At 68.9% G+C, this 11676-nt stretch carries 15 protein-coding genes; 10 read left to right on the top strand and 5 right to left on the bottom strand.

Features of this window, described 5'->3' with window-relative positions; all coding sequences use genetic code 11:
• Positions 1 to 313 precede the first annotated feature (313 nt).
• On the top strand, positions 314 to 1111 hold the full coding sequence (locus ACIP89_RS00485) for an SDR family NAD(P)-dependent oxidoreductase (protein WP_402112147.1): 798 nt from the start codon (positions 314 to 316) through the stop codon (positions 1109 to 1111).
• 606 nt (positions 1112 to 1717) lie between these two features.
• On the opposite strand, the gene ACIP89_RS00480 is transcribed toward ACIP89_RS00485, so the two are convergent.
• Genes ACIP89_RS00480 through ACIP89_RS00470 form a run of 3 tightly spaced genes read right to left on the bottom strand, consistent with a single transcriptional unit; the run spans position 1718 to position 2848 of the window.
• Positions 1718 to 2149, bottom strand: coding sequence for a hypothetical protein (locus ACIP89_RS00480; RefSeq protein ID WP_402112145.1), 432 nt, complete (start codon positions 2147 to 2149; stop codon positions 1718 to 1720).
• Complete coding sequence (locus ACIP89_RS00475; RefSeq protein WP_401921811.1) at positions 2139 to 2561, bottom strand: ATP-binding protein; 423 nt, start codon at positions 2559 to 2561, stop codon at positions 2139 to 2141. Before ACIP89_RS00475 ends, ACIP89_RS00480 begins: the two co-directional genes overlap by 11 nt.
• Complete coding sequence (locus ACIP89_RS00470) at positions 2558 to 2848, bottom strand: hypothetical protein (protein ID WP_402112142.1); 291 nt, start codon at positions 2846 to 2848, stop codon at positions 2558 to 2560. The genes ACIP89_RS00475 and ACIP89_RS00470 overlap by 4 nt, the downstream gene beginning before the upstream one ends.
• A gap of 225 nt (positions 2849 to 3073) precedes the next feature.
• Between ACIP89_RS00470 and ACIP89_RS00465 the strand changes: the two genes are divergently transcribed.
• On the top strand, positions 3074 to 3925 hold the full coding sequence (locus tag ACIP89_RS00465; protein ID WP_402112139.1) for a helix-turn-helix domain-containing protein: 852 nt from the start codon (positions 3074 to 3076) through the stop codon (positions 3923 to 3925).
• A gap of 22 nt (positions 3926 to 3947) precedes the next feature.
• Positions 3948 to 4151, top strand: coding sequence for a DUF397 domain-containing protein (locus ACIP89_RS00460; RefSeq protein WP_402112138.1), 204 nt, complete (start codon positions 3948 to 3950; stop codon positions 4149 to 4151).
• A 64-nt stretch (positions 4152 to 4215) separates the two neighbouring features.
• Here ACIP89_RS00460 and ACIP89_RS00455 read toward each other — a convergent pair whose 3' ends face one another.
• Both ACIP89_RS00455 and hppD read right to left on the bottom strand, forming a co-directional pair.
• On the bottom strand, positions 4216 to 4989 hold the full coding sequence (locus tag ACIP89_RS00455) for a glycosyltransferase family 2 protein (protein WP_371772916.1): 774 nt from the start codon (positions 4987 to 4989) through the stop codon (positions 4216 to 4218).
• Positions 4990 to 5133: 144 nt separating this feature from the next.
• Positions 5134 to 6279 carry a 4-hydroxyphenylpyruvate dioxygenase gene (gene hppD, locus ACIP89_RS00450; RefSeq protein WP_402112135.1) on the bottom strand — a complete coding sequence of 382 codons (1146 nt, stop codon included), beginning with the start codon at positions 6277 to 6279 and terminating at the stop codon, positions 5134 to 5136.
• A gap of 134 nt (positions 6280 to 6413) precedes the next feature.
• Between hppD and ACIP89_RS00445 the strand changes: the two genes are divergently transcribed.
• The 7 genes from ACIP89_RS00445 to ACIP89_RS00415 all read left to right on the top strand — a co-directional run bounded on the left by ACIP89_RS00445 (position 6414) and on the right by ACIP89_RS00415 (position 11675).
• On the top strand, positions 6414 to 6887 hold the full coding sequence (locus tag ACIP89_RS00445; RefSeq protein ID WP_401922376.1) for an Lrp/AsnC family transcriptional regulator: 474 nt from the start codon (positions 6414 to 6416) through the stop codon (positions 6885 to 6887).
• Positions 6888 to 6903: 16 nt separating this feature from the next.
• Positions 6904 to 7551 carry an ABC transporter permease gene (locus ACIP89_RS00440; RefSeq protein ID WP_311305441.1) on the top strand — a complete coding sequence of 216 codons (648 nt, stop codon included), beginning with the start codon at positions 6904 to 6906 and terminating at the stop codon, positions 7549 to 7551.
• The gene (locus ACIP89_RS00435) at positions 7544 to 8806 is read left to right on the top strand and encodes an ABC transporter ATP-binding protein (protein ID WP_402112133.1); all 1263 of its coding nucleotides are present in this window, start codon (positions 7544 to 7546) and stop codon (positions 8804 to 8806) included. The genes ACIP89_RS00440 and ACIP89_RS00435 overlap by 8 nt, the downstream gene beginning before the upstream one ends.
• A complete protein-coding gene (locus ACIP89_RS00430; protein ID WP_401921795.1) occupies positions 8803 to 9672 on the top strand; it encodes an ABC transporter permease in 870 nt (289 codons plus the stop codon). Before ACIP89_RS00435 ends, ACIP89_RS00430 begins: the two co-directional genes overlap by 4 nt.
• A gap of 11 nt (positions 9673 to 9683) precedes the next feature.
• Entirely contained in the window at positions 9684 to 10649 is a 966-nt protein-coding gene (locus ACIP89_RS00425; protein ID WP_402112132.1) for a glycine betaine ABC transporter substrate-binding protein, read from the top strand.
• Between the two features lie 112 nt (positions 10650 to 10761).
• Positions 10762 to 11376 (top strand): ArsR/SmtB family transcription factor, encoded by a 615-nt coding sequence (locus ACIP89_RS00420; RefSeq protein ID WP_402112131.1) that lies wholly within the window; start codon positions 10762 to 10764, stop codon positions 11374 to 11376.
• A gap of 68 nt (positions 11377 to 11444) precedes the next feature.
• Entirely contained in the window at positions 11445 to 11675 is a 231-nt protein-coding gene (locus tag ACIP89_RS00415) for a hypothetical protein (RefSeq protein WP_401921789.1), read from the top strand.
• Position 11676 lies beyond the last annotated feature (1 nt).

The following is an 11676-nucleotide window of genomic DNA, read 5'->3' as shown; positions in this document are numbered from 1 at the left end:
CCACCTGAACCGACGCGGCCTTCGCCGAACCGGAATCCCAGCCCGTCATATCGATCTTCTTGCCCGGGATCATCACGGTCGTCGCGTCCGTACTGCTTGGCCAAGACGGCCGGGCAGTCCTCCCGCAGCAGCGAACGGAGCTGGTCGGACACCTGCTGACGGTTCCAGAGCGAGTCCTGCTGAGCACGACCGAGGACAGCAACGGTCCGGACGAGGTCACCGTCACTCTTGTTTGTGCACAGTGCACACGATGTGTACCGTGAAATCAGCGTGCATAGTGCACAGCATGGGGAATGCACCAGAGGAAGCGAACATGAACCGTCTGCACGACAAAGTCGCCGTCATCACCGGAGCCGGAAGTGGCATCGGCCGCTCCGCCGCCGAACTCATGAGCAAGGAGGGCGCCCGCGTCGTCGTCGCCGACCACGACACCCGGGCAGCCGAGGAGACGGCCGCCCTCATCAGCGCGGCGGGCGGTCAGGCGCTGCCCCTCACGGTGGACGTCATGGAGGAGGACTCCATCGCGGACATGATCAGCGCCACGGTGAACGAGTACGGCGCCCTGAACGTCCTGTGCAATCACGTCGGCGGCACCAACCCGCGTACCGACCTCGACGTGCTCCGCATGGACATGGACGAATTCGACCGGGCCGTCGCCCTCAACATGCGCAGCACCCTCCTGGGTTCCCGGCACGCGATCCCCCACATGATCCGGGCCGGCGGCGGCTCGATCATCAACACCGCGTCCGTCGCCGCACTCGTCGGCGACGTCCTGCAGACCTCCTACGGCGCGGTCAAGGCCGCGGTGGTCAGCATCACCAAGTCGGTCGCCACCCAGTACGGCCCGCAGAACATCCGCTGCAACGCCATCGCCCCCGGCGCGGTGATGACCCCCGCCCTGGAGAACAACCTCCCCCAGGAAGTGGTCGACAGCCTCAAGCGGGGCAACGCCCTCCCCTACCTCGGCTCCCCCGAGGACATCGGCCACACCATGGTCTTCCTCGCCTCCGACGAGTCCCGCTACCTCACCGGCCAGCTCCTCGTGGTGGACGGCGGGATGACGGCTCAGTCGTCCGCCGCGCCGGGACGCCGCGCCATGCTCCCGGCGTAGCGCCGGCGCAGCGCGAGGACGCGAGGCGCGGCATGACTCACTCCCTTCGAACGCGCGGGGGGACACACGCGCCCGCGACCTGGGAGGGGACAGATGAACAGGATGAAGCGGGCCGCTCTGGCGCCGGCCGTCATAGCTGTCGGAGCCGCGGGCTGCGGCACGGACGACGCCGGCACCGGAGCCCCCGCCCCGTCGCCGGCGGCGCCCCGGTCCAAGGGCACGGGCCCTCTCCCCGAGAAGGTCGTCCGGGCAGACCTCGACTCCTCGGCCGCGAACGCGGGCGTTCCGAACAACGCTCCGGAGTTCGCCCGCTCGGCCGAGGAACGTACGGACAACTCGCTGGCGTCGTGCGGCGTCGCGTTCAAGGGATTCGGCACCAGGACCACGCCCGTTGGCCTCACCCAGTTCGAAAAGGTGGTGAGCGAGCTCCGCGAGCGCGACTGGCGGCCGCCCCGGAAGAACCTCAAAGGCGCGGACGCGGTCGGCGAGACCCGAGTGGTCCTCAAACAGCGCGGCTGGTCCATGGTGGCGTCGCACATGGACCTCCAGGAGGGCGCGGTCACCCTGCTGGCCACCAGCAGCCCTCATGGCCTGGCAAACACCGCGTCAGTGGCGGACCTCGTGCACCGCGACCGCCCTCAGCAGCCCCACGCGCAGGGCCAGGAACCCGGTGTGCCCCGTCCGGGCCGCGTGCTCGGCGCACCACAGGTGCCGTACGGCAACGTCCTGGGACACGGTGGGCTCCGGGCCCTCCCCACACGTGGTGCACTCCGTTTCGTGCACCGCCGGACTGTCGGACGCGTCCTCGACGAACACCCAGCCCGGCGGCCTCGGCGGCTTCGGCAGCGGCACGGTGACCAGGTGATCGGCGGGCACCCGCAGCGGGCGGCCCCCTCCGGCGAAGGTCAGCACCACGGCCGTGCCGCCGGTCGCGTACCGCTCCAGCCGCACGGCACATACCTCATGCCACTCCCCCTGTACGTGTACGAGGTCGCCGCGCCTGATCCGTACCGCGCACCGCAGCTGTTCAGACGGCATCCGGACCGCCTCCGTTCTGTGACGGCAGCCTGCACTCCGCCCAGACCGCTTTCCCCGGGCCGTTGCGGTCAGCGATGCCCCACCGGTCCGCGAGTGCGTCGACGAGGAACAGCCCGCGCCCGTCATCGGCTTCCAGTGCGGGCTCCCGGCCGACCGGGCGGACGGACGAGGCGTCGTGCACCTCGATCCGCACCCCGTCCGGCAGTCGGACGAAGCGGGTCTCGATCTCCCGGCCCGGCGACACCCGGGCGTGCCGCCCGGCGTTGGTGAGTAACTCCGACAGGACGAGCAACGCGGTGTCGGTGACCGGGACCAGGGCCCAACCCGCGAGTGCCGTACGCAGTTCGGCGCGCGCCCGGCCGACCTGCCGGGGATGCCGGCTCCACCGCCGCACCACCTGATCCGGCGTCACCGTCCCACCACCACACCGTGGATGAGGCCCTTCCTCGCACGGGCACCGTGCTCGGCCAGCCACCACACGGTCCGCCGCGCCCGCCGCTCCCGGTTCGCGGCACGCTCCCATCGGGCCCAGGCGGCCGGCGAGTAGGGGCCGGGCGCGGCAGCGAGCCGCGCGTCCGCCAGCGCGATGACGCCGGACCGGGGCCTGACCGGGAAGGGCGGCGGGAGGGGGCGGAGTTGAGGGGGCGGCTTCATGGATCGCCGCAGCGAACCAAACAGCCAGTCGATAACATGCTTCATGTCGACGCTCCTGGAGGGCGTGGGCCACGCCCCCGGACCGGTGCAGGTCGCGGGGGTCTTTCGTATGGCCAGGCAGTCACCTTGCGCGATTGGAAAATCGCGGTGCGTTATGACCCCAGAGTGCCCTGGAACCCGTCCTTATCGCAACCGAATCAGGAAGAAACCGTTCCAAGATCTTTTATGGCTACTACCCTTGGTCTGTCACCATCACAGAGGGGGCTACGCATGGTCGATTCCCGGCCTTCTGTCCGACGGCGAAGGCTCGCCACGACACTCGTCCAACTCCGTGAAGCAGCAGGAAAATCACCGGAGGAGGCCGCCGACCGAATCGGGTGCCACCGATCGAAGATCAGTCGTATCGAGAACGCCCACCTCGGCATCTCTCTCGGTGAACTACGCGACCTTCTGACGTTCTACGGGGTGCAGGACGATGTACTCATCGAGGACCTGGTCACCCTTGCCCGACGCCGCAACGAACGCGGATGGACACGAAACCTGGGCACGACGCTGCCTTCGTACGCGGATCACATCGACTACGAGCAGACGTCGAACTACATCCGGTCGTTTCAACCGCTTCTGGTTTCAGGGCTGTTCCAGACGCCCGACTACGCGAGAGCCTTGTACCGAGCCAACCCTGAAATGCTCAGTTCCAAACGGGTCGAGGAACTCGTCGGCATGAGGATGCAGCGGCAGGACGTGCTCGCGGGCGAGCAGGCACCACGCATCTGCGTCATCGAGGGCGAGGCAGCCTTGCGGAGCGAGGTGGGCGGCGCCTCCGTGATGGGGCCTCAACTCGATCAGCTCCTGGCACTCGGCGAGCGCCCGAACATCGAGATCCAGGTCATGCCCTTCAGCACGGGAGCCCACGCCGGGCTCGTCGGGGCATTCGTCGTGTTCGGTTTCCCCACTCCCACGTTCTCCGACGTCGTTTGCGTTGAGCACGTCACCGGCACGCTGCACATGGAGACCCCCGACGAAACAGCCCGTTATACGCTCGCGTTCGACTCATTGAGATCGGCGGCGCTGAGCCCCGTGGACAGCCGTGACCTCATCCACCGGATCAGGCTCAAGCTGTAACCGCCAGAAAGAGGTACCCACCATGCTCGCTCCTGAACTCGGCACTGTCGTCTGGCGCAAGAGCAGCTACAGCGGCGGCGGATCGTCGGGCGGCGACTGCATAGAGGTCGCGGGCCTCACCGCCCGCACCGCCGTCCGCGACAGCAAGAACCCCACCGGCCCCGCGCTCATCCTCGGCAACCGGGCCTGGGCCGCCTTCGTCGAGGACGCCAAGCAGGCCCGCTGAGCCCGCGACGGGCGGGCCGGAGCTCCGGCCCGCCCGTCTCAGTACCCCGTGCCCGTGCCCCGGGTCAGATCCGCGAGTTCCGCAGCGACTGCCACACCGCGCCGGCCAGCGCCCGCGTCGCCCGGGGGACCGACAGGTGCTCGTGCTCGCGGTACAGGTTCCAGTTGTACGGGACGAGCGACAGCTTGTTGGAGGACAGCGAGCCCGCCTGGTGGGCCCGGTACACCGCGAGGGGCTCGGTGAGGCCCCGGGCGTCGGCGCCGTCGCGCATGATGGACAGCCACAGGGCGTAGTCCTGGCGCTTGCGCATCTCCGGCATCAGCCGCGTGCCCAGGGCGTTGCGGTCGTACATGGCGGTGAGGGCGCCGATGTAGTCCTTGACCAGCATCGCGCGGTAGTCCACGTGCGCCCGCGCGGGGATCACCCGCCCGTTCGGGACCCAGTCGGTGCTGTCGCCCGCGTAGTCGGCGTCCATCTTGAAGTACGAGGTGAACGTCAGGGGCGCGGCGCCCTCCGCGGCGAAGGCGAGCTGCTTCTCGGTCTTCTCCGGCAGCCACATGTCGTCGGAGTCGAGGAAGGCGACGTAGTCCCCGCGGGCGCGCTCGATCGCGAGGTTGCGGGCGCGGCCCGCACCGCCCCGCTCGGGCGCGGTCTCCGGCAGGACGCGCTCGTCCTGGGCGGCGAACTCGCGGAGCAGGTCCATGGAGCCGTCGGAGGACTGGTCGTCGGTGACCAGCAGTTCCAGATCGCTATGGGTCTGCGTGAGCACCGACCGGATCGCTGCCCCCAGCGTCGCGGCCGAGTTGTACACGGGCATCACTACAGACACCAGGGGCACAGCGCATCTCCTTGCGGGATCAGGAACGACGGTCCATTCAAGCACCGCATCGGGCAGGAGCTGACACGCAGGTGGCCGCCCCGCGGACCGCGACGGGCGGGCCGGAAGGAATCCGGCCCGCCCGTCGTCGTCCTACGGCATCGCTCAGAGGTTGCCGCGGCGCTCCTGCTCGCGCTCGATCGCCTCGAACAGGGCCTTGAAGTTGCCCTTGCCGAAGCCCATCGAGCCGTGGCGCTCGATCATCTCGAAGAACACCGTCGGCCGGTCCTGGACCGGCTTGGTGAAGATCTGGAGCAGGTAGCCGTCCTCGTCGCGGTCCACCAGGATCTTCTGCTCGCGCAGGGTCTCCACCGGCACCCGGGTCTCGCCGGCCCACTCGCCCAGCGTGTCGTAGTACGAGTCCGGGGTGTCCAGGAACTGGACGCCGGCCGCGCGCATCGCCTTCACGGAGGCGACGATGTCGTTCGTGGCGAGCGCGATGTGCTGGACGCCGGCGCTGCCGTAGAACTCCAGGTACTCGTCGATCTGGGACTTCTTCTTGGCGACGGCCGGCTCGTTGATCGGGAACTTGACCTTGAGGGTGCCGTCCGCGACCACCTTGGACATGAGCGCGGAGTACTCGGTGGCGATGTCGTCGCCCACGAACTCCTTCATGTTGGTGAAGCCCATGACCTTGTTGTAGAAGCCGACCCACTCGTTCATCCGGCCGAGCTCGACGTTGCCGACGCAGTGGTCGATGGCCTGGAAGGTGCGCTTGGCGGGCGGCGCGACGATGGGCTCGGCCGCCGTGTAGCCGGGGAGGTAGGGGCCGTCGTAGCCGCCGCGCTCGACGAGGGTGTGGCGGGTCTTGCCGTACGTGGCGATGGCGGCCAGGACGACCGTGCCGTGCTCGTCCTTCACCTCGTGCGGCTCGGTCAGGCCGTGGGCGCCGTGCTCGACCGCGTAGGCGTACGCGGCGCGGGCGTCCGGGACCTCGATGGCCAGGTCGACAACGCCGTCGCCGTGCTCGGTGACGTGCTCTGCCAGGAAGCGGCCGTGGTCCGTGGCCGGCTTGATGACGGAGGTGAAGACGAAGCGGGCGGAACCGGCGGTCAGGACGTAACTGGCCGTCTCGCGGCTGCCGTTCTCCGGTCCGGAGTAGGCGACCAGCTTCATGCCGAAGGCGGTCGAGTAGTAGTGCGCGGCCTGCTTGGCGTTGCCGACGGCGAAGACGACGGCGTCCATTCCCTTGACCGGGAAGGGATCGGCCTGCCGTGCACTGTCGGGGGTGCTGTGCATCGTCTCAGTCATATCCGAAGGTTCTCCCCGCTTCGCAAGGTGCGCAACAGTTTGCGGAATCACTGGGCAGTCTGTGCAGTGGTTGGCCATGATGGGCGGGCTATCTGTACATGCTGACCATCGTGACGACTTCCCGGAGGCAGACCTTGGCCATCGATCACCTGGACGGGCGGCTCATCGTGCTGCTGGCGCGTGAGCCCAGGATCGGGGTCCTGGAGGCCTCGCGCAGGCTCGGCGTGGCGCGCGGGACGGTGCAGGCGCGCCTCGACCGCCTTCAGTCGAATGGCGTCATCCGAGGATTCGGCCCGGACGTGGACCCGGCGGCCCTCGGCTACCCGGTCACCGCTTTCGCGACGCTGGAGATCAAACAGGGCCAAGGGACCGACGTACGGGCCCACTTGAGCGGCGTACCGGAGGTACTTGAACTGCACACCACCACCGGGCAGGGCGACATGTTCTGCCGGCTCGTGGCCCGCTCCAACGCGGACCTCCAGCGGGTGATCGACCTCGTTGTCGGATTTGATGGCATTGTCCGGGCCTCCACGGCCATCGTCATGGAGAACCCCGTACCCCTGCGCATCATCCCCCTCGTCGAACAGGCGGCGGAGGACATCGACTGAGCCGAGGAGTGCCGAGTTGAGCTTCTGGGAGTATCTGGGCAATCGGCACCAGCAGCTGCTCACCGACGCGTTCCAGCACGTCAGCGCCGTGTTCCAGTGCATGGTCATCGCGACGGTGCTCGGCGTCCTGATCGGTGTCGTCAGCTATCGCAGCGGCTGGGGCGGCTCCCTGGCGATCACCTCGACGGCGGCGATCCTGACCATTCCGTCCCTCGCCGCGATCGGTCTGCTGATCCCGCTGGTCGGACTCGGTGTGGCGCCGACCGTGATCACGCTGACGCTGTACGGGCTGCTGCCCATCGTCCGGAACTCCATCGTCGGACTGCGCGGTGTCGATCCGGCGCTCGTGGACGCGGCGAAGGGCATCGGGATGTCGCGGATCGCCCGGCTCTGCAAGGTGGAACTGCCGCTCGCCTGGCCCCCGATCCTCACCGGCATCCGGGTCTCGACCCAGATGCTGATGGGCATCGCCGCCATCGCCGCGTACGCCTCCGGGCCGGGGCTCGGCAACGAGATCTTCCGCGGGATCGCCTCGCTGGGCAGCGCCAACGCGATCAATCAGGTGCTCGCGGGCACGCTCGGCATCGTCGTCCTCGCCCTGCTCTTCGACGCCGCGTACGTACTGCTGGGGCGGCTCACCATCCCGAGGGGGATCCGTGTCTGAGACCGAGGCGGAAGCCGGGGAGAAACCCGTCGTCAACGCCACCTCCGGCGCCACCATCCAGCTGGAGAACCTGACCAAGCTCTACCCGGGCAACCCGAGCCCGGCCGTGGACGACGTCTCGATGGACATCAAGGCCGGCGAGACCGTGATCCTCGTCGGCCCGTCCGGCTGCGGGAAGTCGACCACCCTGAAGATGATCAACCGGCTGATCGAGCCGACGTCCGGCCGCATCCGGATCAACGACGAGGACGTCACCGACATGGACCCGGTGAAGCTGCGCCGGAAGATCGGGTACGCGATCCAGTCGTCCGGGCTCTTCCCGCACATGACGGTCGCGGAGAACATCGCCCTGGTGCCGAAGATGATCGGCTGGTCGAAGTCGAGGGTGAAGGACCGGGTCGAGGAGATGCTCGACCTGGTCGGGCTCGACCCGCGCGAGTACCACGGGCGCTATCCGCGTGCCCTGTCCGGCGGTCAGCAGCAACGGGTGGGCGTGGCAAGGGCCCTGGCCGCCGATCCGCCGGTACTGCTGATGGACGAGCCGTTCGGCGCGGTCGACCCGATCACCCGTGACCACCTCCAGGACGAGCTGATCCGGCTCCAGCACGAACTGCACAAGACCATCGTCTTCGTCACCCACGACTTCGACGAGGCCATCAAGCTGGGCGACCGGATCGCCGTGCTGCGCGAGCGCTCGCACATCGCGCAGTTCGACACCCCGGAGGCCATCCTGACCAACCCGACGGACGACTTCGTCTCGGGCTTCGTCGGGGCCGGTGCGGCGCTGAAGCGGCTCAACCTCACCCGGGTACGGGACGTGGAGATCGCCGAGTTCCCGACGGTGACGGTCGACGACCCGCTCCAGTCGGTCTTCAACAAGCTGGGCGGCGGACCGCACAACGAACTGCTGATGCTGGACCGCAGGAACCGCCCCTACAAGTGGCTGCGGCGCGGTGACCTGATGCGCGCCCGCGGTTCACTGGCCCGCGCCGGGCAGCTCGTGCACGACACGGTGACCAGGGACGCCACGCTGCACGACGCGCTGGAGGCGGTGCTGACCGACAGCGGCGGGCGGGTCGCGGTGACCGGGCGGCGCGGCGAGTTCATCGGGGTCGTCGACATGCACACCCTGATGAACTCCGTGCACGAACTGCTGGAGGCCGACCGGCTCACCGCCATCGAGCACCAGCACGAGCTCCAGGAGCTGCGCGGCCACCAGACCGTGCAGGAGCTGGAGGGCGGTGCGGACGTATGACTCCCGGCCCCCGCTCCCCCTCCGACCCCGCGTCCGACCGGGACCGCCCACCGGGCGAGCACGACGTCAAGGGCCACGCCTTCCGTGACGAGGAGGAGGATCCGCCGCCCGCCGCGGCCCGGCGGGCCCGCCGGATCACCTGGCGCAAGCTGGTGACGGTGCCCCTCGCGCTCGCGGTGGTCCTGATCGTCACCTACGTATGGATCAACAACGTCCATCTCGACGCCATCGCGGAGAACTCCCTCGCGGGCGACACGGTCGAACTGCGCTGGTGGCAGCACGTCAGGCTGACCGCCATCTCGACCTTCTGGGTGCTGATCATCGCCATTCCGGTGGGCATCGCACTGACCCGGCGGGGGCTGGACAAGGCGGCCCCGGTGGTCACCGCGATCGCCAACATCGGCCAGGCGACCCCGGCGATCGGGCTGCTCGCGCTGCTGGTCATCTGGCTGGGCATCGGCCCCTCGACGGCGATCACCGGCATGGTGATCTACGCGGTGCTGCCGGTGCTCTCCAACACCGTCGCCGGCCTGAAGGCGATCGAACCGACCCTGGTGGAGGCCTCGCGCGGGATCGGGATGTCCGCGATGGGGACGCTCTCCAAGGTCGAGCTGCCGCTCGCGGTGCCGCTGATCCTGGCCGGGGTGCGGACCGCGCTGGTGCTCAACGTGGGCACGGCGACCCTGGCGACGTTCGGGGGCGGCGGCGGGCTCGGGGACCTGATCACCTCGGGCATCCAGACCCAGCGGATGCCGGTGCTGGTGCTCGGTTCCGTGCTGACGGTGGTGCTGGCGCTGCTGGTGGACTGGCTGGCGTCGCTGGTCGAGGTCGTGCTGACACCGCGCGGACTGGAGGCGGGGGAATGAGGAGGAGGCGGATGCGTACGGCGTCGGTGGCGGCGGCCGCCCTGGCGCTGGTGCTCTCCGGGTGCGGCCTGAAGAGCGGGTCCCCGATGGTCGACGACGTGAAGCCGGGGTCCGTGGGGAAGGGCGAGCCGCTGGACGGCGCCTCGCTGACCGTCACCTCGAAGAACTTCAGCGAGAACATCATCCTGGGCCAGATGATCGGCCTGATCTTCAAGGCCGCCGGGGCCGAGGTGCTCGACCGGACGAACCTGCCCGGATCGATCAGCGCACGCGAGGCCATCCGCCAGGGCGACGCCGACGCGATGTACGAGTACACGGGCACTGCCTGGATCACCTATCTGGGTCATTCGAAGCCGATCACCAGCCCGCTGAAGCAGTGGGAGGCGGTGCGCGACGCGGACCGGAAGAACGGGGTGACGTGGCTGCCGCAGTCCACCCTGAACAACACGTACGCGCTCGCCATCAGCAAGCGGAACAACGCGAAGTACCACCTGAAGACGCTCTCCGACGTCGCCGCGCTGGCGAAGAAGAACCCCGCGGCGGTGACGGTCTGCGTGGAGAACGAGTTCGCCTCCCGCAACGACGGACTGCCGGGCATGGAGAAGGCGTACGGGATGTCCATCCCCGGCGGCAACATCAAGAAGATGGACGCCGGGATCGTCTACACCCAGGTGTCGAAGTCCAACTCCTGCCTGCTCGGAGAGGTGTTCACCACCGACGGCCGGATCAAGGCGATGGACCTCGATGTGCTGACGGACAACAAGCACTTCTTCCCCAACTACAACGCGGCGCCCGTCATCCACACCCCGACCTTCGAGAAGTACCCGGTGATCGCCGCCCTGCTGGACCCGCTCAGCGCCCGGCTGACCACGGAGGTCGCGCAGCAGCTGAACGCCAAGGTGGACGTCGACGGGGACGACCCGCACCAGGTGGCGAAGGACTGGCTGGTCGCGGAGGGGTTCATCAAGACGGGATGAGCGGAGGCGGCCCGTCCACCCGTCCACTCGTACATCGACCCATCCGGAGTTACAAAGAAAGCGATGCAAAGAACCTGTTGCAAAGCTTCCTTTGCAACTCTATGGTTGGAGCATGACAGAGAAAGAGGCCGGGGAAGCGGCCGGCCGGGACGGCGCCCCCAACTTGCACACGGTGGACGCCCGCTCCCTGCGCGGACTGGCCCACCCCCTGCGGATGCGGTTGCTGACCGCCCTCCGGGAGTTCGGCCCCGCCACCGCGTCCGGCCTGGCGGACCGGCTCGGCGAGTCCAGCGGCGCCACCAGCTACCACCTGCGGCAGCTGGCCTCGTACGGCTTCGTGGAGGACGACCCGGAGCGCGGCAAGGGCCGCGAGCGGTGGTGGAGGGCCGTCCACGGGGGCATGGCGTTCGAACACAGCGCGGACTTCCTCCGCGACCCGGACCCGGAGATCCGAGGCGCCATGGGAGTCGTCCTGCACGAGAGCGCCACCCGGCACGCCCAGGAGCTGAACACCTGGCTCGGCACCACGCACGAATGGCCCAAGGAGTGGGTGCGCTCCTCCGACCTCAGCGACTTCAAGATGCGCCTCACGCCCGAACTCGCCCTGGAAATGGCGGAGAAGGTCCACGAGCTCATCGAGAGCTACTGGGGACGGGTCCCGGAGGGCACCGAGGGCTCCGCCCTGGTCCGCACCCACCTGCACGTCTTCCCGCGCCCTGCCGAATGACCCGCCGGGAGACCGCGTCAACGACCGACCGACCGACCGGACCGACCGACCGAGGGGACCACCACGCCATGCATCCCGAGACGCACCTTCAGCTGCACACCATCCGTTCCACCGAACTCCTGCACCAGGCAGCCGACTTCCGCCTCACCCACCCCCGGGCCGGCATCGACACCGCCACCGGCCCCCACGCCCCGGGCACCGGCCTGCGCACCCGACTGGGCCTGACCATCGTCGAGTTGGGGCTGCGGCTGCTGCCGGACGGGGCCGCCGCACCGTCCCGCGCCGCCCGAACGGCGTAGT

Origin of the sequence: Streptomyces sp. NPDC088730, from assembly GCF_044751215.1 — a bacterium.
In the GTDB taxonomy this organism is placed as follows: Bacteria; Actinomycetota; Actinomycetes; order Streptomycetales; family Streptomycetaceae; genus Streptomyces.
This window is presented reverse-complemented; position numbering and strand designations above follow the sequence as displayed.

Bases quoted from the DNA above. Each gene is read 5' to 3' on its own strand.
- ACIP89_RS00485 (WP_402112147.1), top strand. From the start codon at position 314: ATGAACCGTCTGCACGACAAAGTCGCCGTCATCACCGGAGCCGGAAGT.
- ACIP89_RS00480 (WP_402112145.1), bottom strand. From the start codon at position 2,149: ATGCCGTCTGAACAGCTGCGGTGCGCGGTACGGATCAGGCGCGGCGAC.
- ACIP89_RS00470 (WP_402112142.1), bottom strand. From the start codon at position 2,848: ATGAAGCATGTTATCGACTGGCTGTTTGGTTCGCTGCGGCGATCCATG.
- ACIP89_RS00465 (WP_402112139.1), top strand. From the start codon at position 3,074: ATGGTCGATTCCCGGCCTTCTGTCCGACGGCGAAGGCTCGCCACGACA.
- ACIP89_RS00460 (WP_402112138.1), top strand. From the start codon at position 3,948: ATGCTCGCTCCTGAACTCGGCACTGTCGTCTGGCGCAAGAGCAGCTAC.
- hppD (WP_402112135.1), bottom strand. From the start codon at position 6,279: ATGACTGAGACGATGCACAGCACCCCCGACAGTGCACGGCAGGCCGAT.
- ACIP89_RS00430 (WP_401921795.1), top strand. From the start codon at position 8,803: ATGACTCCCGGCCCCCGCTCCCCCTCCGACCCCGCGTCCGACCGGGAC.
- ACIP89_RS00425 (WP_402112132.1), top strand. From the start codon at position 9,684: ATGCGTACGGCGTCGGTGGCGGCGGCCGCCCTGGCGCTGGTGCTCTCC.
- ACIP89_RS00420 (WP_402112131.1), top strand. From the start codon at position 10,762: ATGACAGAGAAAGAGGCCGGGGAAGCGGCCGGCCGGGACGGCGCCCCC.
- ACIP89_RS00415 (WP_401921789.1), top strand. From the start codon at position 11,445: ATGCATCCCGAGACGCACCTTCAGCTGCACACCATCCGTTCCACCGAA.